The organism is Terribacillus jepli, from assembly GCF_047228925.1.
Taxonomy (GTDB): domain Bacteria; phylum Bacillota; class Bacilli; order Bacillales; family Amphibacillaceae; genus Terribacillus.
In genome coordinates, this window is record NZ_JBFEGH010000008.1 from 93,544 (window position 1) to 116,831 (window position 23,288).

Below are 23,288 nucleotides of genomic sequence, written 5' to 3' on the forward strand. Positions count from 1 at the left end.
CTTTTCAGTGGTTTATTGTAGTACTTTGCTGATCGTATAGACATCCTTGATCGAGCCTTCTTGCATTTCTTCATTCAATTTCTTCTTCAGATTTGCTTCCAAGTCTGTCAATCCAGCTTGGAAATCCTCTTTATTCATCGTGGTCATTTCCTTGATCACCAGATTCTTCAGCTGAAACTGTCTTGCAGTCAGTTCTTCCTTCGCTTTTTCACCGTCTGTGATGAGCTGGAATTGAATCCGGACAATACTGCCATCTTCCAAGTCCGTCGTGATCTCATCCGTTGTCACGGAATTCTCAGCAAGCTCTGCTGCAGAAGGTTCCTTCGCTTCCGATGTAGGGCTCGTGAAGAAATTCCAAGCCGCGTAACCGCCAGCACCCAAGATGATGACAACCGATAAAATGATTATAATTACTTTAGCGTTCATTCTTCTCTTGTTTCTCCTTTGTACCGATCAAGCCGATAGATTGATAGAATTCGCGGATTTTCCTCACAACTTCTATCTCTGACTCCTGAACGATGATTTTTTTACTGGAAGTGAGTGTGATCGTCGTATCAGGAAAGGATTGGATTTGCTCAATGAACAATGCATTCAATGAAAATGATTCTCCATTCAATCTTGTTAACTGAATCATATCTAAAGGGAGCCAGGAACCCCCTTCACCTCCTTTTAACGTTTCAGGTTAACAAGCTCTTCCAAAATTTGATCGGAAGTAGTGATGATTCTAGTATTTGCCTGGAAACCACGCTGCGCGATGATCATATTGGTGAATTCTTCGGAAAGGTCGACGTTGGACATTTCCAAGGCACCAGCAACCACTTTCGCAGTACCGTCAGCCTCGCTGTTTGGTATTTTAAAACCATTCAACGGCACATCCGCTCCACCCTGATAGTTATCTTCAATCATTAATCCTGCATTTGCAGTTAAGCTGTATGTGCTGCCACCATTCTTCACAAGGCCACCTGGATTGGAGAATTTAGCAAGTGCAATTTGGTAGGAGTTATCAGTTGCGCCCTCCGGGATTTCCCCGCCAGTGAACGAAATCTTCCCGGTTCCATCTATACTGATTTGTGTAGCACCTTCTGGAACTGTAATGGCTTCACCTAGAGCATTGAGAACAAATAGACCATCACTATTGACGAGTCTGCTCTCGCCGTCCAGGTAGAAGTTGCCCGCTCTAGTAAAACTGATGCCCGCATCATTTATACTATCTACTTCCGGATTTGATGAAAGTATGAACATTCCATCACCTTCCAATTGCAAATCCAGATTACGATCTGTATTTTGACGGTTACCTTGAGTATGTACATTATCAATTGCACCTATTTGGGATCCAGTACCTACTTGGCTGGCATTTGTTCCTCCAGTGCCATTGGCAACAGGGTCAGTGGAGGCTTTAATTTGCTGACTCATCATATCTTGGAACGTTATTCTGCTTTTTTTGTAGCCTGCTGTATTGACATTGGCGATATTATTTCCGACAACATCCAAGTTATTTTGAAAACCTTTCATTCCCGAGATACCAGAGTAAAGTGAGCGTAACATGCTTCATCATCCTTTTCTTTTTTATTCGTTGCTTACTTTAATAACAGCGTCTGCGTAAATCGACTTTCCATTCTCAAGTTCCAAAACAGCGTAGCCACCATTTTGCGTCACAGCTGTCACCTTACTGGTGATAGTGTCAGTGATTTCGCCTGAATCCAAGTCATATTCGTTATAAGTCACTTGCTTATCGATCATATGACTATACTGGAGAACAGGAGACATGACTGTCTGATTAGTGGCAATGGATTCAACGGCTTCCGATATATTCATCACTTGCTCCAAGTTGGTAAAGGAAGTCATTTGATCAACAAACTTCGAATCATCCATCGGGCTAGTTGGATCTTGGTTTTGCAATTGGACCATCAGGATCTGAAGAAAATCATCTTTGTCCAGTGTGGCACTTGGCGTTCTCGTTTTCTGCGAGTCTAAATAATAGCTGGAATCAATACTGCTTGTTGTTGTCATACCTTCAGCTCCTCCTGTTCAGAGAGAATTTCTGCAAAAGCTGCATCAAAACTATCTTGGCTGTGCTGTTCTTGCTGGCCTCGTTCCCGGTTCTGCTGTTCTTCATTGGCATCTTGAAACTGTTGCTGACTGCTCCGCTCAGATGATGCGGTTTGAATTTGATCCACACGCTCTGTAATACTCACTTGATGAGGAGAAAACATATGCTTGAGGCTCGATATATTGGAATCCAGCATCTCTTTTGCTTGTTTGGAAGCTGCAACGATCTGAACAGTTATATCCCCATTCTCACGGACCAATTTCACTTGTAAATCACCAAGATTACCAGGTCGGAGTTGGATCGATAGTTCTTTCAAACCATTCCTGTCAGATAACATACCGCTGAACTTTACAGCTTGTTCTATTTTTTGAACCAACTCTTTGCCAGCTTGCTCTGGAGCTTGTTCAGCTTGCTTCAGGTGGAAAACAAGCTGCTCCTGTTTCGATACTTGCAGTGTGCTGACTTGTTTTGCATCAAAATTCTGAAGTTCTTGTTTTGGCTGTGTTGATCCTGCCTTGCTGGTTTGAGCTGTTTCATCCTTAGCAGCCTCTACTACTTGGCGGATTGCATTAGCAGCTTCGGTCAACTTAGGCGTCTGCTTAAGTTCTTGCAATGCTGTTTGATTTCTCACTGTCTGGCTATCCATTGTATTGGTGGCGGTCATTGCCTTTGCCGGCTGGAACAAGGATAGTGCATCTCGTTTGTTAGAAGGTGACGTGGTAGCCATCGACAAATCTTTCGGAGCATGCTTCTGAACGTCCGTATTTTCCGCTTGAGTTTCAGACGATTGATTACCTGCTTGTATCAATGTAGATAGAGCCGCTGAATTCGTCTTGGCTGGTAATGTTTGTTGCAAGAATGCCCCGATTCCATTACTGTTTGCAGCAGCATCGCTGTTCGCCAACTTAATCTGTAATTCCGCAAGCTGCGCTAAAATATCCTGAACCCCTGACTCCTGCTCCGACGGTTTGATGTTTCTCAGTACTTCTTCCGCCTTGTTCTTCAACTGGGTTGGCAGGAAAGCTGCTAAAATATCTTCCCCTAGCACTTGTTCCACAAGTTCCCAAGCATCTTCAGGTTGCTCTTTAAGGTCAAGGGAATCCTCTGAAGGAGACTTATCGAAGAATGCCTTTAAAACGACCTGCATATCTTGCTTATCCTGTAAATCTTCCATCTCAGGTACGGAGCCTTCGGGATAATTCAATATCTCGTTATTTGTTTTTGCCGTAGCTTGCTGAAACAGACTTTGAAATACATCACTTCCAACGGTTGTTTTCTTCTGTGCCTGTAAAGTAGGAACAGCCTGGGCTGAAGGTAAAGATAAGATCATATTATTCATTCTTCTCCTCCCCCTTCTCGGCCTCATCAACCATCGCACTCGTGTAGGTTGCCGCTGCCTCCGCATCCATGGCAGCAAGGATCGTTCCCCGTTTTTTACCAGAAAGCTCCTGCAGAACTCCCAAGGCTTTTTCGTTATCCATCTTGCTGATGATGGCCGCTGCTTTTGCGTCATCCATCTTACTAAAAGACGATGCAGCTTCCTTATATGGTGTCGCCGCTTCTTCCCCTTCTGCTGTCCCTCCACCAGAAGTCGATTGTGTCCCGGCAGTATCACTGGCTGGTTCGGTACCATTGAGCTGATTCTCCAGTTTGATGATCTGTTGATTGAGATCATCTATTTCTGCATTTTTAGCATCCTCGGTGTCTTTCATCATGTCGATTGTTGCTTGCTGGTCTTTCAGCTGTTTTTTCAGTTTTTCTGCATCTGCGGTGCTGCTTGAAGCAGAGGTCGATTCATCATTGACCATGTTGCCAATGACTGGAATGCCAGATGCGAGCTTTGCGACCGACACACCCGAAAATTCCAATATCGCGATAACAAGTACTGCTGCCAGTACGACTGGCAATAAAAAGTAGAGGATGAATCCTTTTCCTTTACCTTTTTTCTTTGGTTGATCGTTTTTTTGTTTTGCCATATACTATCGTGCTCCATTTGCTAAGAATTGGCGGATGGATATGTCATCCATCTGCTTATTTTCTTCATCCTGCAGCTTCCTCCATGCTTCCTGGCGCTTCTTCTCCAAAAGCTTTTCGATTTTCTTCACTTCGATATAAGCTTCCGAAAGCAATTCCTGCTTTTCCATCATGGCCTGACGAGCAAATTGTACCGCTAGCTGGGCCCGGTCTATCTGTCGGTTGATCGATTCCAAAAAAGCGTGATGTTCGGATAACCGCTGGATAGGAACGGAAGCTGCCAAACCTTTGGAAAGCTGCTCTTCAGCATCTTCTTTTTTCTTGAGCAATTCATATAAAGTTGTTGCTGCTGCTTCGAACTGCTGCTGTTTCTCAGCAAAGGCTTGCTGTGCTGTTTTCCGCTCACGCTCTTTCATGCGCAATATCTTTTCGAACACCTTCATGTCGGCCATCGGATCATCCCTTTCCTATCAGCTGCCTCATCAGCTGGATTGCTTCTGGACGACTGGTAAACTCATGCATCCCTTGCTTCAGAAAATCGAGTATCGGTTTTTGATAGCTGATTGCTTCATCGATATCCTTACTCGTCCCTTTTTTATAAGCGCCGATTTGGATCAATTCCCGGTTTTCTTCATAAAGTGCCAGCATCGTCCGAAGCCGCTGTGCCAGCTGATACACTTCTTCATCGGTAATCTGCGGCATCACCCGACTGATCGATTTCAGTACATTAAGCGCAGGAAACTGGCCTTGTTCAGCTAATTTCCGATCCAGGACAAAATGCCCATCCAAAATCCCTCGTACTGTATCTGCAATCGGTTCATTCATATCGTCCCCATCCACAAGCACGGTATAAAACGCAGTAATGGCACCCGATTCATTCGTTCCAGTCCGCTCCAAGAGCTTAGGGAGAGCAGCAAATACTGATGGCGTATACCCTTTCGTTGTTGGCGGCTCACCTGAAGCCAGGCCGATTTCCCGCTGTGCCATCGCCACCCGGGTGACCGAATCCATCATCAAGTTCACATGCATTCCCTGATCACGGAAATATTCACAGATAGCTGTCGCCGTGTACGCACCTTTGATTCGCATGAGGGCAGGCTGATCGGATGTAGCAACAACGATAATCGACCTTTTGATTCCTTCCTCCCCTAAATCTTTTTCAATGAACTCACGTACTTCTCTTCCGCGCTCGCCGATTAACGCGATCACATTGACATCGGCACTCGATTTACGAGCTATCATTCCAAGAAGTGTACTCTTCCCCACGCCACTTCCGGCGAAAATACCGACTCGCTGCCCTTGACCGACCGTCAAAAGGCTATCTATCACACGGACACCTGTTTCAAGTGGTTCCAATATCCTTGGTCTGGTCATCGGATTCGGGGGATTGCGGTCCGTCGTAAAAGATTTCAATCCTTTCGGGAGCATGCTGCCATTTAGCGGCTGACCTAATGGATCAATGATGCTGCCAATCAACCCATGACCGATTTTGACTGACAGCGGGGCACCGGTCGCTTCGACCAGACAGCCAGGTCCAACATCTTTCAGCGGTGCAAATGGCATGAGCAATACTTTCTCGTCATCGAACCCAACAACCTCTGCCAGGAACTTTTCCTCTGACGCAGAAGATGGATGTATATAGCAGATTTCCCCGACACTCGTCACCGGACCATGTGACTCAATCAGCAATCCGACGACTCTATGAATTCTCCCGTATCGTTTGTAGGTATCTAAGTTATCCAATTCATCGATGTATCGACTTAGCATCACTTCGATTCCTCTCGCCTGAGCTCAAACAGCTTCTCTCGGAGAACAGCCAGCTGGGAATCGATGCTTGCATCGATCCTTCCATGCTTGGTTTCCAAAATGCAGCCGCCTGCTGGCAAATCATGCTGCGGCATGATCATGAGATCGAAATCTTTGCCAGTCAATAAAGCCAATTCCTCTTTTTGCTGCAAAACTAGCTCATAGCTGTCGGGATGAACATAAAGACGCAAATCGCTGCGTTCCTTCCAGTCAGCTATTGCACCTTTTACAAGTGCCAAATAACTTTCCGGTTCAGCTTCCAATTGCTGATGCAAGATCTTTTCTGCTAGCTTCAAACCAAGATCCAGTAAGGCGTCCTCACTTGTTTCGACGGTTTCTTTATAGTCTTGCTGCGCCAGCTCAATAAGGTGCTTTGCTTCGTCAATTCGTGATTGATACGATTGCAAACCTTCGTTCTGGCCGGCGTCGAAGCCTTTTTGATACCCTTCAAGCTGTGCTTGTTCCATCAGTTCCTGCTTTTTTGACTCCCATTGACTTTTCTGTTCATCCACTGCCTGTCGGGCTGCTAGCAGAATTTGTTCTGCTTCCGCTTTCGCATCCTGGATATACTGATAGTGCTCTGTCTCTGCTTGGCGTGCTGCTTCATGTTCGGCATCTTCATCGGTATCAAGCGTCAGCTTGATCGGCCTGATACCAATGATTTTCGATTCTTTCACTGCAACTGATTGCCAAATATTAGACAATGATGTCATCTCCTCCGCCACGGGATATGATTATCTCGCCCACTTCCTCCAATCGTCGAATAACGGAAACGATACGGCTTTGCGCTTCTTCTACATCCTTCAGACGTACAGGACCCATGAATTCCATCTCCTCTTTGAATGTCTGCGCCATCCTGTCAGACATATTCTGGAATACAATGTCCTTCACTTCGTCGCTGGCCACTTTCAGGGCTAGTTTCAAATCATCATTTTCAACTTCACGTATGACACGCTGAATGGCACGGTTGTCCAATGTAACGATATCTTCAAAGATGAACATACGTTTCTTGATCTCCTCAGCAAGTTCGGGATCCTGAACTTCCAACTCTTCCAAGATCGTCCTTTCCGTGCTGCGATCTACACCATTAAGCACTTCCACCACTGCCTGGATACCGCCAGTTTGTGTGAAATCCTGTGTTGCGGTCGTCGATAAATTCTTTTCCAGGATCTGTTCAACCTGATTGATGATTTCAGGAGATGTACTGTTCATAGTTGCAATGCGCTTTGCCACATCGGCCTGCATGTCCTGCGGCAATTCAGACAAGATCTGGCCGGATTGACCTGGATCCAGATAGGAAAGCACCAATGCTATTGTCTGTGGATGCTCATTTTGGATGAAGTTCAGTACTTGTGTCGGATCTGCCTTTCGTGCAAAGTCGAAAGGTCTTACTTGCAGCGTGGAAGTCAGCCTGTTCATGATTGCAGCGGCTTCTTCTGCTCCTAAGGCTTTTTCCAGAATCGACTTCGCATAGGCAATCCCGCCTTGGGATATATAATCCTGAGCAATGGCTATTTGGTGAAATTGATCTATTATGGATTCCTTCTCTTCGCTGTCCACTTTCTTGACGGAAGATATTTCCAATGACATTCGTTCAATCTCTTCTTCAGTCAGATGCTTATATACATTTGCAGCCGTATCAGCTCCAAGGGAGATCATCAAGACCGCCGCTTTTTGTTTACCTGTCAAACGTCCTTTCACAGCTGCCATTCCTTCATTGCTCCTTTAATCTTCAGCCATCCAGCTTCGCAATAGTTTGGCGAAGTCCTCTGGAGACTCTTGTGCTAATTTTTCCAATTGCTTTTGTTTCAATGTTGCTTCCGTTTCTGGTTTATCATCTATCTCTTCTACGACGACTGGTTGTACTGCCACTTCCTCTTCCAGCAATTCATCGTCTTCTTCCACTTGATTCCTTCTGGAGCGGATGAGCATAAATACGAGAACTGCCACTGCAGCCAAGAGAATACCGCCAACAACGTATGCCCATATCGGAATGCCTGCACCGGCATCATCATCGGCTTGTGTGTTTTGATTTGCAGCAAATGGCTGGAAAACGACCGAGACACTGTTTTCCGGATTTATTGTCTGTGCCGCTTCCGCATCCACGGATGTCGACACGATCGAATTCAGAATGGAGGAGATGCTATCTTCTACTTGGGTTTGCTCCTGCTGTGTCAGTTGTTCAGCCTCTCCATTGTCTCCTGTAGTGTTCTTATTGCTATCAACTGCGACTTGAATTCCGATGTCGCGGATGCTGTATGGGCTCTCTGTAATTTCTTTCTTGATTTTATTGAACTCGTAATTAACGGATTCTTTCACATTGTTGTAGGCGCCATCACCAGTTGTTTCATCTTCCGCCGCTACATTCGGCACTTCTTCTTCACCGGTTCCGGCAACCCCGCCATCACCAGTCGGTTCACCCTCATATGTTTCTGTGATAGTCTCCACGCTTACCGGCAAGCCCTCGTTATTTTCCTCATCAACAGGCTCCACAAGTTCCTCCGTCCGTGTCTCCTGATCAAAATCGATATCTGTTGTCACGGATACACGGACATTTTCAGCTCCGACCATGGCTGCAAGCATTTGCTGCACACGCTGCTGAATCCCTTGTTCCACTTCCTGTTTGATGCCCATCTGATTTGTATAAACATCTCCGCCAGCTTGTGCTGTATCCATGTTGATGTACTCAAAATCCTGGTTGGTAATAACGATATTTTCTTCCGGAAGATTTGGAACCGTCTTCGATACCAGACGATACATCGCTTCTACTTGATCCGGCTGAAAATCATACCCCGTCTCTGTGTTAAGTACAATGGAAGCGGATGCCTCTTCTTGCTCATCCGTGACAAAAACAGGGTCAGAAGGTTTATTTATCAAAACTTCCGCACTCTTGATACCATCTATGTTGGTCAGCAATGTTGACAATTCCGTTTGAAGGGCATCAAGTTTGATCACATCGAATTCGTTGTCTGTCATTCCCCATGAAGCATTGTTGCTGAAGAATGAATAATCGATACTGCCTGTCTCCGGCAAGCCCGCTGCTGCTAAATCAACGAGCAGCCCTTCAGCTTGTGTATCCGGAACAAGTACGGTGGTTCCATTTCCTTCAAGTTCATATTTAACACCTTGTGCTTCCAGCTCTTCTTTTATCTTGCCGGCTTCCTGGGCAGAAAGATCTTTATACAGCGGCACCATCGTCTCTTTTGTAGCAAAGTAAGAACTGATACCGATGATTAAAACAAGAACGATCGGGGTACATATCAACAGTGCCTTTTGCCATACTGGTCTTGCCTGCCAGAAACTAGTTATCTTTTCTTTGTAACTTGCAATTCGCTGATTCATCTGGTTCCCCCAAAGCATAGGTCAAATTCATAATAAAAGCATATCTACTTTGACTGAGGATAGATTTACCATCCTTTTCTACATAGACATGCGCATCATTTCAGTATAAGCATCGATCGCTTTCTTTTGCACTTGAACAGCCGCATCCATAGCTACACTTGCTTTTTGAGACGCAATCATAACATCGTGCAGATTATCCACTTTTCCAGCAGCAAGGGCTTCTGTCATTTTATCGGATTCCTGCTGCGTTTCATTCAAACTCTCGATTGCAGATTTCAAGCTATCAGTGAAGCTAGCTTGTGCTTGGGCTGGTGTAGACTGCTTGACTGCAGTAAGACTGTTTGTTCCACTAAGTCCGCTGATTCCTTCAACTGCCATTTGTCACCCTCCTTTATTTTCCGATTTCCAATGCTTTCTGGAGCATACCTTTTGTTGCATTCATTGCCGTAACGTTAGCTTCATATGATCTAGTAGCGCTAATAAGATCGGTCATTTCCTTTAAAGGATCGACATTCGGCATTGCTACATATCCTTCTTCATTCGCATCAGGCGAAGTAGGGTTATATACCATTTGAAATTCCGATTCGTCCTCGGTGATTTCAGAAACCCTCACACCCTTAGAGCCTGTCGAACTGCCTTGCGCTCGCTCTAAAAAGGAAGAGAAACTGTTCGTATTTTGCGATTCCAGCGAAACCATTTTCCGTCTGTACGGAACATAATCGCCATCTTCATCAATCGTTGCCCGTGTCGTCTCTGCATTCGCAATATTGGATGATACCACATCCATCCGCAGCCGCTGTGCAGTCAATGCACTAGCGCTTGTATTCAAGGAAGAAAAAATTGTCAAGATTAGTTGCCTCCTTTGATCACTTTGGATAAGCTGTTGAATTTGCCACTCATCCTATCGACAAGTGCCTGGTAGTATAACTGGTTATCTGCCAGTTCGGACATTTCCTTATCGACATCAACATTGTTTCCGCTATTGGTATAAGATGTATCTTCCTTTTTCGTCACTTGGAATTCAGAATGATCCGTTGTACTTCCAAAAGCGAGGTGTTTCGGATTTGTACGCTTGGCAGTGAAGGAGGCATCCATTGTCTCCTGCAAGGTATCCTTGAACGAAACTGCTTCTGCCTTATATCCAGGTGTATCAGCATTCGCTATATTATTAGCAATGGTCTGATTTTTGAGATTAGCGTAATCCAGTGAACGATCCAATGATTGTATCGTTTTACCATATAGGTCCATTGTAACTCCTCCCAGAGTGCTATGTATGCCGTCGAATTAGCTCTAATGTACACGATTATTGTATTGAATGCAGGAAGTCATGTCTATACGTTCTATGATAATTTTCTTATATTTAAAAAAATGGTCTAAGCATACTAAGTCTTTTAATCTACTTAACATCCATTTAATTACATTTTTCGCGTGATTTTTGGTGTTAACTTTTTAATGGTATGAATAAAGTCTATTATCCACAATTCCCATCCCGAGTTTTTTCCTTTCTGAACCAGAAAATCTGAACACATTTTACTACTGTTTGATTAGAAATATCTGATTTTTGAAAGGGCTTTCTATAAAATGAATAAGTTATAGTATAAGAGTCACAAACAACCATAAAAAAAAAGGAAGCAGGCTTTTAGACCTGCTTCCCTTTTGATTAGCTTGTATGCTTTTGTAATTCAACTAGGAATTTATTATTAAGGACCTTGATGTATGTTCCTTTCATCCCTAAGGATCGAGATTCGATTACCCCTGCGCTTTCAAGCTTACGCAAAGCGTTGACGATAACAGAACGTGTAATGCCTACGCGGTCTGCCACTTTACTTGCCACCAACAAACCTTCGCTACCGTCCAGTTCCTCAAAGATGTGCTCGATCGCTTCCAATTCACTATAGGAAAGAGAACTGATTGCCATTTGTACGACAGCTTTGCTGCGTGCTTCTGTCTCGATCTCTGCTGATTTCTGATGAAGGATCTCCATACCAACAACCGTTGCACCGTATTCAGCAAGCAATAGGTCATCATCACTGAAGTTCTCTGCAACCCGGCTGAGAATCAATGTTCCAAGACGTTCACCACCGCCGATGATTGGTACGATCGTTGTCAATCCGCCTTGGAAAAGATCTTTATTTTCGACAGGGAATGCTGTATGAGGGCTGTCGATACCGATGTTTGCAGTCGTTTGCTGTACTTGGAAAAGACCTTCCGTATACTCCTTGGGGAACTGTCTTTCCTCGAGCATTTGTTTCATTCTGTCATTCTCGATTGCCTGGTTGATCGAGAAACCGAGCAGTTTGCCGCGGCGGCTTACGATGAAGATATTACTCTCGATGACCCGCTGCAAGGTCTCGGACATATTGTTGAAGTTAACAGCCTTTCCTGCTGCTTTTTGCAGCATGAAGTTTATATCTCTTGCCTTATCTAATAATTTCATGATTTCCTCCTGTGATTTTATAAAATATACTGGCTCAGATCTTTATTTTTCGCAATTGATGCCAGCTTGTCATCTACATAACTAGGTGTGATCTGAATCGTACCCATGTTGATATCTGCCGCTTCGAAACTTAAGTCCTCCAGCAGCTTCTCCAAAATGGTATGAAGTCGACGTGCTCCTATATTGTCTGTTTCCTGATTCACTTCAAAAGCCACTTCCGCCAGTCTGGTAACAGCTTCGTCCGTAAACTCCACATTTATACCTTCTGTTTCCAATAAAGCACGGTATTGTTTCAGTAATGCATTGGAAGGTTCAATCAGGATCTTCTTGAAATCATCGACGGATAATTTCTCCAGTTCCACACGTATCGGGAAGCGCCCTTGCAGCTCAGGTATCAAATCCGACGGCTTTGCCATATGAAAAGCACCAGCTGCAACGAAAAGAATATGATCTGTTTTAACAGGTCCATATTTCGTCGTCACAGTGGATCCTTCCACGATCGGCAGAATATCACGCTGGACACCTTCACGGGATACATTGGCTCCTTGATCGCCCTTTGAAGCGACTTTATCTATCTCATCGATGAAGATGATACCAGCTTGTTCCACAAGCTGCACAGCTTCCTGGGATACTTCATCCATGTCGATCAGCTTCTGCGCCTCCTGCTGCACAAGCAGCGGACGGGCCTCGGATACAGGCAGACGGCGCTTTTTCTTCTTCTTCGGCATGAATTGACCCAATGCATCCTGCATATTCATACCCATCTGCTCCATACCTGAACCTTGCAGCATATCGAACATGGAAGCTTGCTGCTCCTCGATTTCAATTGTCACCATCGTATCTTCCAATTCCCCCATCGCAAGCATCCGCTCCGTACGGGCGCGTTTGGATTGGATCTCATCAGAAGGCTTTTCATCCTGTTCTTCATTTTGCTGCTGGTTGAAAAGCATCTCAAATGGATTTTTGAAATTACTCGACTGCTTCTTCGTTTCCGGTACAAGGAGTTTGATTAAGCGTTTCTCCGCTTGCTCTTTGGCTTTATCCTGGACAGCTTCCATTTTCTTTTCCCGTACGAGGCGAACGGAAGCCTCGACTAAATCCCGGACCATCGATTCGACATCACGTCCGACATAACCCACTTCCGTGAATTTCGTTGCTTCTACTTTGACAAATGGTGCACCAACCAGCTTCGCAAGCCTTCGGGCTATCTCTGTCTTACCAACGCCAGTCGGCCCGATCATCAGAATATTCTTCGGCGTTATTTCATCGCGCAAATCACTTTCCAGCTGCATACGGCGATATCTGTTCCTCAATGCCACCGCTACCGATCTTTTTGCATTTTGCTGTCCGATGATATAACGATCCAGCTGTGCTACGATTTGTTTCGGGGTCAAATTTGCCTCCATCATTACGCCTCCAATGTTTCCAACGTGATTTGATCGTTCGTGAATACACAGATTTCCCCAGCTATCTCGAGTGCAGCCTGTGCAATTTCAGCTGCACTTTTTTCTTCGGAATATCGCTTCAATGCCCGTCCTGCGCTGAGAGCAAAATTGCCGCCTGAACCGATGGCCAAAATGTCATCATCCGGTTCGATGACCTCGCCGGTTCCTGATACGAGGAACATCTGCTCTTTATTCATCACGATCAACATCGCTTCCAATTTGCGAAGGACTTGATCACTGCGCCATTCCTTCGCCAATTCCACCGCAGCCCGGGCAAGATTTCCATTATACGCTTCCAGCTTGCCCTCAAACTTTTCGAATAATGTGAAGGCATCCGCAACAGAGCCTGCAAAACCTGCCAGCACCTGTCCCTTGAAAAGTCTTCTCACTTTCTTCGCTTTATGTTTCATGACAACTTGATTGCCAAGTGTCACCTGTCCATCTCCAGACATCGCGCACTCGCCTTTATGGCGTACAGCGAAAATAGTGGTTGCATGAAATTCGGAACTCATGGCTATCCATCTCCTTTATTCCCGATTCGCTCTCGGATGGGTATTCATATATATCGTACGCAGTCGGTCTTTCGTCACATGCGTATAAATTTGCGTGGATGACAGATGTTCGTGACCAAGCAGTTCCTGCACAGCACGCAAATCAGCACCTTCATTCAGCATGTGCGTGGCAAATGTGTGGCGCAGCTTGTGCGGATGCAGGTGCATATGTACAGCGGACTGCTCAACCAGTTTATTCAGGATGAGACGTATCCCCCGTTCCGTAATCGGTTTTCCCCGGCTGTTCAGGAACAGTTTGCCGGTTTCTTCCTTTGATTTCTCCAAAAGGCGCTCGCGTCCGTCCTGTAAGTATCTACGAAACGCTTTCTCCATGAAACTGCCAAACGGAACATACCTCTCCTTGCGTCCCTTCCCTCGTACAAGGACGGTACCGATAGATAAGTCCACGTCATCAATCGTAATACCTGCACACTCACTGACACGCATACCTGTTCCGTAAAGGCACTCGAGGATGGCTTGATCCCTCTGTCCTAAAGGAGCTTCCAAATCCGAAGCCTCGAACAGTTTCTCTAACTCCTGTTCGTAAAGGAAACTCGGAACATAAGCAGGTGCCTTCGGCTGGACGAGCCGCAAGAACGGATTTGCCGCCACAACATCTTCCCGCTCCAGAAACTTATAAAAAGAACGCAGACTGGATATCTTGCGCGAAACAGTCCTTCTTGACAGCTTTTTCTCATATAGCTTAGTGAGGAATACGCGAACCACGGCAGGATCTGCTTGTTCAAATGATATAGATTCTGAAAGAAGGAATTCCAGGAAAAAATTCACATCATTCAGATAATAATATACGGTGTGCGGAGAAGCATGCTTCTCTACTTGCAAATAAGATTTGAACTCTTGGACGTACTGTTCTGCTCTTTTCAAATTGATCGCCTCACTTCAAGCGTATAAAGCTTAACATAACTTCAAGCAGAGAAGCAAACATTAGAAATCAAATTGTGGAAAAATTCTGAATCGGGGTCAGCATTGGCTTTAGTATGCCGTGCTTATACTTCATTGGCTTGTCCGTTGCTTGATTAGGTCGCTAAGTGGATGGAAGTCCTAACTGTTGTATACGTAAATGCAAGACTTCGAAGGGGCTCTCCTGCAACAGGATGATCGGTGCTTCTTTGCAACAGGAAACCTTTGAAATATTACCTGAGTCTTCCAGCATTCTCCCCCTCAAGTGTGTCAAGCAAAATCCCTTTCCAATCCGTTATTATAGACCTCGTACAAAACTGTGTCAAATCATTTTCGCTTTATACTCCTATTTTCACAGACTCTTAACAATTTAAACAAAAAACCCCAGCTTATTACAAGCTGGGGTCCTTTGTATCACTGCTGCACTTCTTCTTTATAATCACAGCTGGAACATGTAATCTGGGTTCCTTTTTTCGCTTTTTTCTCGACCAGCATGGAAGCACATTTAGGGCATGGTCTGGAAATCGGTTTATCCCAGCTGAGGAAATCACAATCCGGGTAACGGTCGCAGCCGTAGAACACACGATTTTTCTTCGACTTGCGTTCGACGACTTCACCTTCCTTACATTTCGGGCAAGTTACGCCGATTTTTTTCAAAATCGGTTTTGTATTGCGGCAATCCGGGAAATTGGAACATGCAAGGAACTTTCCGTAGCGTCCCATTTTGTATACCATCTCATGACCGCATTCCTCGCAATCGATCCCGGCCGGTTCATCGCGTATCTCGATTTTTTCCATTTCCTGCTCGGCTTTTTCCAAGCGTATATCGAATCCTTTATAGAAATCATCGATGATCGTAACCCACTCTGTTTTGCCTTCCTCCACGTGGTCAAGGTCTTCTTCCATTTTCACCGTGAATTCAAGATCAATTATTTCAGGGAAGAATTCTTCCAAGATATTAATGACGATTTCTCCTAATTCTGTCGGAACGAAGCGTTTGTTGTCCAATGTTACATAGCCGCGACGCTGGATGGTGTCCAATGTCGGAGCATATGTGGATGGTCGGCCGATCCCTTGCTCTTCCATCGTACGGACAAGCCGGGCTTCTGTATAGCGTGGAGGCGGCTGTGTGAAATGCTGATTAGGTGTAATCTCATCCGCTTTCACTGTCATTCCTTCTTCCAGATTCGGAAGTATACGATCCTTTTCACTCTTGTTATCATCATTACCTTCCACGTATACCTTCATGAAACCTTTGAATTTGACCTTGGATCCTGTGGCACGGAACTCCACGCCTTCATTGACAAGATGCACAGTCATCGTATCAAGCACCGCCTGCGCCATCTGACTAGCAATGAAACGTTCCCAGATAAGCTTATACAGTCTGAACTGATCACGTGACAAGATCGCCTTGACACTATCAGGGTGACGGTAAGCGGATGTCGGACGGATACCTTCGTGGGCGTCCTGCGCGCCTTCCGCTTGTTTCGTTTTCGTACCGCCAGCTCCGAGGAACTCTTCCCCATACGTCTCTTTGATATATTTAGTCGATTCTTCTTTTGCCGTATTGGAGATACGAGTGGAGTCGGTACGCATATATGTGATCAGACCTGTGATACCGCCTTCTTTGCGGCCCAAGTCAATTCCCTCATAGAGCTGCTGGGCAACCATCATCGTTTTGCGGGCCCGGAAGTTCAGTTTCCGGGCTGCTTCCTGCTGGAGGGAAGATGTCGTGAATGGTGCTGCTGGGTTACGTTTACGTTCCCGTTTATTCACTTTGTCGACTTGGAAGTCTTTTCCTTTTAGTTTTCCAAGGATTTCATTGACTTCTTCTTCTGAAGCAAGATTGACCTTTTCCCCGTCCACTCCGTAAAATGCACCTTCAAAATTATTTTTGCCTGATTGGAAAGCAGCATCGATCGACCAGTATTCTTCTGGGATGAATTCTTTGATTTCATTTTCCCGGTCCATGATCATTTTGACGGCTACAGACTGGACACGCCCTGCACTCAAGCCCTTCTTAACTTTCTTCCAAAGGAGCGGACTGATGTTATAACCTACCAGCCGGTCCAATATCCGGCGCGCCTGCTGTGCATCAACCAAATCCATGTCGATACTGCGAGGATGCTTGAATGATTCTTTGATTGCATCTTTCGTGATTTCATTGAAAACCACCCGGCACTCAGATGTTTCATCGATATTCAAGCTATGCGCCAAGTGCCAAGCTATTGCTTCTCCCTCACGGTCGGGGTCGGCTGCAAGATATACTTTCTTCACTTTCTTTGCTGCGCTTTTCAATTCTTTGAGCACAGGTCCCTTGCCGCGGATCGTAATGTAACGAGGTTCAAAAGATTCCTCGACATTGATACCCATCTGACTTTTCGGTAAGTCACGGATATGTCCCATACTTGCTTTCACTTTATATTTTTTTCCTAGATAGCGTTCGATTGTTTTCGCTTTTGCTGGAGATTCCACGATTACAAGATAATCTGCCATATTGTTTCCTCCCAAGAGGTTTCTTTTTCTGTTTGTCTTTTATATGATGCTGTTCGATAAATCTTCCCTATTATTGAATACTTATATTCCGTTTGTCAAACATAATTTGTTATTTCTTGTAATGTAACATACATAAAAAAGCTAGTTTCTACTATATAAATTGCATCCATTTCGACTTATTATGTTCCCATTCGTCAAGCAGCTGGCCCGGCTCGAAAATAATCCCGGCTCCATCTGAGACCATCTGATGACAGCCCGCCGTCTGGTCTTCATAAGGATTTCCAGGTATGGCGAATACATCCTTTCCTTGCTCCAATGCATGCATGACCGTATGCATCGAACCACTCTGTTTTTTTGCTTCGATTACAAGCGTACAGAAGCCAAGCCCGCTGATGATACGGTTTCTTTCCGGGAAATGATGTTGTTTGGGGTACTGATCCGGATAATACTCACTGAGGACAAGCTGCCCAGCCGCCAGGCAGTCAAATAACCGCTGATTAGAACGCGGGTAGATTTGGCGCAAACCGCTTCCCAATACTGCTATCGTATTGCCTTCGTTGCGAATCGCTGCATGATGTGCCATACTGTCGATCCCTTTCGCCATTCCGCTCACAATTGTCCATCCGGCAGCTGCCAAGGGGGCGAGCAGATAAGCGATTTTAGCTGCTGCCGCTTTTGTTGGCTGACGAGTTCCGACTACACTGATTGCCGGCTGCTTTACAAGGAGTTCAAGTCTGCCAGCTGCGTAAAGGACAAGTGGAGGGTCCGGAATGTGCTTTAGGATAACAGGATAAGCTTCATCAAAGCAAGTCAACGTATGGAAGCTCTGCATGTCGCGTTCCAACGCATTCATGTGGCTTTCCTTCTGCAGTTCGTGGAACAAAGTGACTGCAAAGGTTTCAGGAAGCTGATAATGAATCATCAGTTCATGGAAGGATGAATGTAGAAGGTTGTCCAATTGAGGGTCGAGTCTGAGGATCCGCTGCATTGTTTTACGGCGCCCACGCAGCACTCTGTGCAGCAGCAATAATCTTTTGCGTTTTTCCAAATTTACACTCCTGTCTTTTGAAAAGAATAAGAAAGCGGGTCGAGTTTCGACCCACTTTCATCTTAGTGCGTTTGACAGATTTCGTATAGTCCTTTTTCTTTCAATACCTCGATCAAAGTCTCTCCCATTACTGCCGGTGTGTCCGCTACTTTTACACCGCATTCTTCCAGGACCTTGATTTTTTCGTCCGCTGTGCCTTTCCCTCCAGAGATGATCGCACCTGCATGACCCATGCGCTTTCCTGGAGGTGCTGTCGCCCCGCCGATGAAGCCGACGACTGGTTTATTCATATTTTGACGGATCCATTCTGCTGCCTCTTCTTCCGCTGTTCCGCCAATCTCCCCGATCATGATGACCGCCTTCGTTTCCCGGTCTTCATTGAACGCCTTCAATACATCGATGAAATCCGTACCGTTGACCGGGTCTCCGCCGATTCCGACAGCCGTGGACTGGCCGATACCAGCCTGTGTGAGCTGATGCACCGCCTCATACGTCAAGGTACCGGAGCGTGATACGACCCCGATATGCCCTTTCTTATGGATATATCCAGGCATGATACCAATCTTGCATTCCTCGGGCGTGATGACACCCGGGCAGTTCGGTCCAATCAATCTTGTGTTCTTGCCTTCCATCGCCCGTTTCACGCGGACCATATCCATGACCGGAATGTGCTCTGTGATACAGATAACCAAGTCAAGCTCGGCATCTACTGCCTCCAAAATGGCATCAGCCGCAAAAGCTGCCGGCACATAGATGACAGATGCAGTGGCACCGGTTTCGTGTACGGCCTCCTTGACTGTATTATAAACAGGTACACCTTCCACTTCGGTACCGCCTTTTTTCGGCGTGACACCAGCAACGATACGGGTGCCGTATTCAATCATCTGCTTTGTATGGAATAGTGCAGTAGATCCAGTAATACCTTGTACGAGTACTCTTGTATCCTTATTAATAAATACACTCATGATTCATACCTCCCCGTTAGTTTACAAGTGCGACGATTTTCTCTGCTGCATCTGCCATGGACGCTGCTGAAGTGATGTTCAGTCCAGACTCATCAAGAAGCTTCTTGCCCTGCTCCACATTCGTCCCTTCCAAACGCACCACAAGCGGAATGTCCAATCCGACTTGTCGGGACGCTTCGATGACACCTTCAGCAATGACGTCACATTTCATGATGCCTCCGAAAATATTGACCAAAATACCTTTTACATTCTGATCAGCCAGAATGATCTTGAAGGCTTCGGTTACTTTCTCTGTCGTAGCACCGCCCCCAACATCGAGGAAGTTAGCGGGATCTCCGCCGTAATGCTTGATGATATCCATCGTTGCCATTGCTAGGCCGGCACCGTTTACCATGCAGCCGATATTCCCATCAAGGGAAATATAGCTCAAGTCATGCTTGGAGGCTTCGATTTCTTTTTCATCTTCTTCATCCAAGTCGCGAAGCGCGACGATATCTTTATGTCTGTATAATGCATTTTCATCGAAGTTCAGTTTTGCATCCAACGCCAGTACTTGACCATCGCCAGTTGTTACAAGCGGATTGATCTCAGCGATGGAGCAATCCTTCTCCACGAAAGCCTGATACAGGCTCATCATGAACCCGACAGCTTTGTTCAGTGATTCTGGCGGAATATTAATGGCAAATGCCAATCTTCTAGCTTGGTAGCCAGTCAAACCGACAACAGGGTCGATCGTTTCCCGGAAAATCTTCTCCGGTGTCTCTGCTGCAACTTCCTCGATCTCCGTACCGCCTTCTTCAGACGCCATCATGACGACCCGGGACGTGCTGCGGTCGAGAACAAGACCGATATAATATTCTTTCTGGATATCACAGCCCTCTTCGATGAGAAGCCGCTTCACTTCTTTTCCTTCCGGGCCTGTCTGATGCGTTACAAGCGTCTTGCCTAAGATTTCCTCCGCATATGTACGAACTTCATCCAAGCCCTTGGCGACTTTTACACCGCCTGCTTTTCCGCGTCCGCCGGCGTGGATCTGCGCTTTGACAACGCATACATTTGTGCCCAGGCTCTCTGCTGCTTCCACAGCTTCCTCGACACTGAATGCCACTTTACCAGCAGGAACAGACACACCAAATTCACGCAAAACCTCTTTGCCTTGATACTCATGAATATTCATTCTGTACCCTCCCCGTCAGATTCCGTGCAAGACCATTGTAAACGATTACTTCTGCAAAAGTCTACCAAAAACTATAGAAAAGACAGAATCTACATAAAACTTATAACAAGGGATCAAGAAGAAGGTGCCGTTTCCTGTGAAAATGTATGAAAATGCTTTCATAAGAGAATTTATGGAATAAGCGACCGCCTTTCGCGGACGCTTATTTTCCTGCCTGCTTGTCTGCCTGATAAATGAAAGCGAAAACTTCGGCTACCGCATCATAAAGATCGGCCGGAATCATTTCATTTACTTGCAGCTCAGACAATAGGCCGACCAAGGCCGGATCTTGCTGGATCGGCACCCCATTATCTGTCGCCCGTTTTATGATTGCCTCTGCTGTCAAGCCATGGCCGCTCGCTGTGAGGACAGGTGCCTGGCGTTTGGCAGCATCATATTTCAAGGCAGCTGCTTGCCGTATATTCTTCTTATCGGTCATATACGATAATCGACACCTTTCTGTTCAGGCAAATCAGCCACCAAACCAGTGCTGATGCGATTTGATTCCTTGCCATCAGCGCTGACAGTGTACTTGACAGAAGACAGATGATAGCCGCTCGCCTCCAGGGCAGATTTCAGCTTATGCTGAAGCGGGCGCATTACTTGCTCTGTTTTTTCAGCCGCTGTATAAATATGCAAATTGACAGCTTTCTTCTGTATATACATATCGACTACCATGTCGTTCAAAATCGGTAAATGCAAGTAAAACAAAATTCTGCAGTGATCTGAGGATATTTTTCCATCATCTTCTTTTCTTCCTTCAAGTTCCATCAGCAGATCTTTATCGAATCCAAAAGGCGCTCCAGGAAGCTGGAGCTGGATGTAGGCCATCTGCTTCTCATCATGCACTTGAAGCAGCTGGCTTCCGGTGATCTGCTGGAGAAGTTGAAAAGACAGCTCCGCCTTTTCAGCACCATGCGCTGCGTGCTGCAGCAGCAAGCCTTTCAGTGGCAGATCCGCAGTATTTGCTTCTTTTATATCATGTTCGAATGAATACCCTACTTGCCGGAAGATATCCTGCATCATTTGTTTGAAAAAGGCTCCATCTTTACTCTGCTCATTTCTATTCGAAGCTTGCAGCAATTGCAGCAATTCTGTAGTCTTCGCCAATAACTGCTCATTGTCCATGTTCCCTTTATGCAGCTGACTGTGTATGTCTTGAACCAATGAAACTGACGGAAAAGCTTCCAAAGAATTACGGAGATTGACAGCTACATCATCCGAAAGCGCGCGGTCCGGGAACATGCTGAGCTGCTGTCGAACAGTCGCCAGCGTAGTCTGCAGGCTGTCTCGAGCTGCCGCAGTATGGTTGCCGACACCCTGCAGTTCGGACATGAAAGTATCAAGAACAGGAGCGTACGGGAGCGCCACTGTCGTTCGCATCGGCAACCTTCCTGACTCCAGCCCGGATGACCGTGGAATATTTTCGCTATCAGTCAATTGATTCTCGAAAGCAAGCCAAGCTTTCTGCCACGAATCAAATGATGGCGCACTGGATGAAAAAGACGGACGGATAGCCTGGTACAAATCCTGTTTGCCTATCTTTGCTTCATGGATGATCCGCTGCAGAAGATGATGCTCATTGACTGCCGGTCCATCAGCTGAAAGTTTACCCAGTATTTGTTTGAGTGGCATTGCTTCATCCTGTTCGACAGACAAGCCATTGGTCAGCTGACGCAGGGCAGCTGTCATATCCTGAGTCTGACGAGCCGTGATTGCCTGCAAAACATTCTCTGTCACAGGCAGCTGCCGATTCATGATGAGCTGGAGCGCGTCTTTTCTAGCCTCCAAGGGCTGCAAATCTGTCTGCTGCAGAAGATTCAGGGCTTCTTTCAGCTGCTGCATTGTAAACGGGGTCTGCTGTTTCAACAAGCCTTCCACAAAGCTGGCAGTCGTTTTATTCGGCTTATTGCCAGTAAGCTCTATCAACTGAGAGACGCCTGCATGCTTTCCAGAAGTTTGGGGCAGAACCTGTAAAAGGGGGTGTTCGCCGCCTTCCTTCACTTCAAACCAGTAAGTGCCGCCTGCGGATAATGATGTCTGCAATTCTGCTATGACTTGCTTGGCACCGATTTGGAGCAGGGCTTTATTATCTGGAAAAAACTTATTTATCCTGCCGGTGACAATCTCACCCGGCTGAAATCTTTTCTCCTGCTGCGGGTGTGTTGCAGACGGTATTCCAATTGACTTTTGAATGGATAAACGATGCATGATATCCCTTCCTTCTTAAACGCGGGAAAGTTCTTTGACAGGCGCAAAACTCATTCGATGCAGAGGTGTAATACCTTGTTTACGCAATGCTTCCAGATGCTGCTTTGTTCCATAACCCATATTATCTTTGAACCCATAGCCTGGATATTGTATATCAGCCTCTTTCATCATACGGTCACGTGTCACTTTCGCAATTATACTTGCTGCTGCAATCGAAACGCTCCGCTGATCTCCTTTGATCAACGATTCATGGGTACAAGTCAATTCTGCAAGCGGCATGGCATCCACCAGCACATGGTCCGGCTGGCATTCCATCTCTGCTACAGCTTCCAGCATTGCTTGTTTGGCAGCTTGATAAATATTCACTTCGTCAATTCTTTGGCTGTCCACGATTCCGACACCAAAGGCGATACATGTATCAATGATTTGATCATACAATGCTTCCCTTTTCAACTCGCTAAGCTGTTTGGAATCATTCAAACCTGCTATGTAGGCATCTTTTGGCAAAATCACCGCAGCTGCAACGACTGGTCCTGCAAGGGGTCCCCTGCCTGCTTCGTCTATACCAGCGATATACTGCTTTCCTTTGTCATAATAGATGTTTTCGAAAGTGCACATCTGATTGTAACGTTCGCGAAGTCCTTTTTCCTTCTCCACTTTTCGTCTATGGGCTTCCATGAGCTTTTGGACACCTGCACGATGATCCTCCTGCCAGGAGGAGAGCATTTCGTCCGAATATGTACCGTCCTGTAGGTGGACGCGTATTTGCTGGATCGTCATTGCATCTTTCATGAACAATCTCCCTTTTCTCTATTTATCGGTTATA

25 protein-coding genes are annotated in these 23,288 nt (G+C 45.8%); all 25 read right to left on the reverse strand.

What is annotated here, in order from left to right:
• Positions 1–12: 12 nt before the first annotated feature.
• A complete protein-coding gene (locus AB1K91_RS10710; protein WP_413089845.1) occupies positions 13–426 on the reverse strand; it encodes a flagellar basal body-associated FliL family protein in 414 nt (137 codons plus the stop codon).
• Entirely contained in the window at positions 416–634 is a 219-nt protein-coding gene (locus AB1K91_RS10715) for a flagellar FlbD family protein (protein WP_093726591.1), read from the reverse strand. The genes AB1K91_RS10710 and AB1K91_RS10715 overlap by 11 nt, the downstream gene beginning before the upstream one ends.
• Positions 635–669: 35 nt before the next feature.
• A complete protein-coding gene (locus AB1K91_RS10720; RefSeq protein WP_093726592.1) occupies positions 670–1,545 on the reverse strand; it encodes a flagellar hook-basal body complex protein in 876 nt (291 codons plus the stop codon).
• Between the two features lie 21 nt (positions 1,546–1,566).
• Complete coding sequence (locus AB1K91_RS10725; protein ID WP_093726593.1) at positions 1,567–2,010, reverse strand: flagellar hook capping FlgD N-terminal domain-containing protein; 444 nt, start codon at positions 2,008–2,010, stop codon at positions 1,567–1,569.
• The gene (locus AB1K91_RS10730) at positions 2,007–3,389 is read right to left on the reverse strand and encodes a flagellar hook-length control protein FliK (RefSeq protein WP_413089846.1); all 1,383 of its coding nucleotides are present in this window, start codon (positions 3,387–3,389) and stop codon (positions 2,007–2,009) included. Before AB1K91_RS10730 ends, AB1K91_RS10725 begins: the two co-directional genes overlap by 4 nt.
• Positions 3,382–4,026: a magnesium transporter MgtE N-terminal domain-containing protein gene (locus AB1K91_RS10735; protein ID WP_093726595.1), complete on the reverse strand. Its 645-nt coding sequence runs from the start codon at positions 4,024–4,026 to the stop codon at positions 3,382–3,384. The genes AB1K91_RS10730 and AB1K91_RS10735 overlap by 8 nt, the downstream gene beginning before the upstream one ends.
• Positions 4,027–4,029: 3 nt before the next feature.
• Positions 4,030–4,476 (reverse strand): flagellar export protein FliJ, encoded by a 447-nt coding sequence (gene fliJ / locus AB1K91_RS10740; RefSeq protein WP_093726596.1) that lies wholly within the window; start codon positions 4,474–4,476, stop codon positions 4,030–4,032.
• A 4-nt stretch (positions 4,477–4,480) separates the two neighbouring features.
• Positions 4,481–5,791: a flagellar protein export ATPase FliI gene (fliI, locus tag AB1K91_RS10745; protein ID WP_093726597.1), complete on the reverse strand. Its 1,311-nt coding sequence runs from the start codon at positions 5,789–5,791 to the stop codon at positions 4,481–4,483.
• Entirely contained in the window at positions 5,791–6,534 is a 744-nt protein-coding gene (gene fliH / locus AB1K91_RS10750) for a flagellar assembly protein FliH (RefSeq protein ID WP_413089847.1), read from the reverse strand. The genes fliI and fliH overlap by 1 nt, the downstream gene beginning before the upstream one ends.
• Positions 6,527–7,540, reverse strand: coding sequence for a flagellar motor switch protein FliG (gene fliG, locus AB1K91_RS10755; RefSeq protein ID WP_413089848.1), 1,014 nt, complete (start codon positions 7,538–7,540; stop codon positions 6,527–6,529). Before fliG ends, fliH begins: the two co-directional genes overlap by 8 nt.
• Positions 7,541–7,555: 15 nt before the next feature.
• Positions 7,556–9,172 carry a flagellar basal-body MS-ring/collar protein FliF gene (gene fliF, locus AB1K91_RS10760; RefSeq protein WP_413089849.1) on the reverse strand — a complete coding sequence of 539 codons (1,617 nt, stop codon included), beginning with the start codon at positions 9,170–9,172 and terminating at the stop codon, positions 7,556–7,558.
• A gap of 78 nt (positions 9,173–9,250) precedes the next feature.
• Complete coding sequence (gene fliE / locus AB1K91_RS10765; RefSeq protein WP_413089850.1) at positions 9,251–9,550, reverse strand: flagellar hook-basal body complex protein FliE; 300 nt, start codon at positions 9,548–9,550, stop codon at positions 9,251–9,253.
• A 13-nt stretch (positions 9,551–9,563) separates the two neighbouring features.
• Positions 9,564–10,019 carry a flagellar basal body rod protein FlgC gene (gene flgC, locus AB1K91_RS10770; RefSeq protein ID WP_413089851.1) on the reverse strand — a complete coding sequence of 152 codons (456 nt, stop codon included), beginning with the start codon at positions 10,017–10,019 and terminating at the stop codon, positions 9,564–9,566.
• 2 nt (positions 10,020–10,021) lie between these two features.
• Positions 10,022–10,420 carry a flagellar basal body rod protein FlgB gene (gene flgB / locus AB1K91_RS10775; RefSeq protein WP_093726603.1) on the reverse strand — a complete coding sequence of 133 codons (399 nt, stop codon included), beginning with the start codon at positions 10,418–10,420 and terminating at the stop codon, positions 10,022–10,024.
• Positions 10,421–10,832: 412 nt separating this feature from the next.
• Positions 10,833–11,609 (reverse strand): GTP-sensing pleiotropic transcriptional regulator CodY, encoded by a 777-nt coding sequence (gene codY / locus AB1K91_RS10780; RefSeq protein ID WP_093726604.1) that lies wholly within the window; start codon positions 11,607–11,609, stop codon positions 10,833–10,835.
• Between the two features lie 17 nt (positions 11,610–11,626).
• Positions 11,627–13,015 (reverse strand): ATP-dependent protease ATPase subunit HslU, encoded by a 1,389-nt coding sequence (hslU, locus tag AB1K91_RS10785; protein WP_093726605.1) that lies wholly within the window; start codon positions 13,013–13,015, stop codon positions 11,627–11,629.
• A 2-nt stretch (positions 13,016–13,017) separates the two neighbouring features.
• The gene (gene hslV, locus AB1K91_RS10790) at positions 13,018–13,566 is read right to left on the reverse strand and encodes an ATP-dependent protease subunit HslV (RefSeq protein ID WP_093726606.1); all 549 of its coding nucleotides are present in this window, start codon (positions 13,564–13,566) and stop codon (positions 13,018–13,020) included.
• A 15-nt stretch (positions 13,567–13,581) separates the two neighbouring features.
• A complete protein-coding gene (gene xerC, locus AB1K91_RS10795) occupies positions 13,582–14,490 on the reverse strand; it encodes a tyrosine recombinase XerC (protein WP_093726607.1) in 909 nt (302 codons plus the stop codon).
• A gap of 450 nt (positions 14,491–14,940) precedes the next feature.
• Positions 14,941–17,022, reverse strand: a complete 2,082-nt coding sequence (gene topA / locus AB1K91_RS10800; RefSeq protein ID WP_413089852.1) for a type I DNA topoisomerase — start codon at positions 17,020–17,022, stop codon at positions 14,941–14,943.
• A 151-nt stretch (positions 17,023–17,173) separates the two neighbouring features.
• Positions 17,174–18,070: a DNA-processing protein DprA gene (gene dprA / locus AB1K91_RS10805; protein WP_413089853.1), complete on the reverse strand. Its 897-nt coding sequence runs from the start codon at positions 18,068–18,070 to the stop codon at positions 17,174–17,176.
• A 62-nt stretch (positions 18,071–18,132) separates the two neighbouring features.
• Positions 18,133–19,035 (reverse strand): succinate--CoA ligase subunit alpha, encoded by a 903-nt coding sequence (gene sucD, locus AB1K91_RS10810; RefSeq protein ID WP_413089854.1) that lies wholly within the window; start codon positions 19,033–19,035, stop codon positions 18,133–18,135.
• Between the two features lie 16 nt (positions 19,036–19,051).
• Positions 19,052–20,212, reverse strand: a complete 1,161-nt coding sequence (gene sucC, locus AB1K91_RS10815; RefSeq protein WP_413089855.1) for an ADP-forming succinate--CoA ligase subunit beta — start codon at positions 20,210–20,212, stop codon at positions 19,052–19,054.
• A gap of 202 nt (positions 20,213–20,414) precedes the next feature.
• Complete coding sequence (locus AB1K91_RS10820) at positions 20,415–20,690, reverse strand: EscU/YscU/HrcU family type III secretion system export apparatus switch protein (protein ID WP_413089856.1); 276 nt, start codon at positions 20,688–20,690, stop codon at positions 20,415–20,417.
• Positions 20,687–22,462 (reverse strand): hypothetical protein, encoded by a 1,776-nt coding sequence (locus AB1K91_RS10825; RefSeq protein WP_413089857.1) that lies wholly within the window; start codon positions 22,460–22,462, stop codon positions 20,687–20,689. The genes AB1K91_RS10820 and AB1K91_RS10825 overlap by 4 nt, the downstream gene beginning before the upstream one ends.
• A gap of 15 nt (positions 22,463–22,477) precedes the next feature.
• Entirely contained in the window at positions 22,478–23,254 is a 777-nt protein-coding gene (gene rnhB / locus AB1K91_RS10830; protein ID WP_413089858.1) for a ribonuclease HII, read from the reverse strand.
• Between the last annotated feature and the right edge of the window lie 34 nt (positions 23,255–23,288).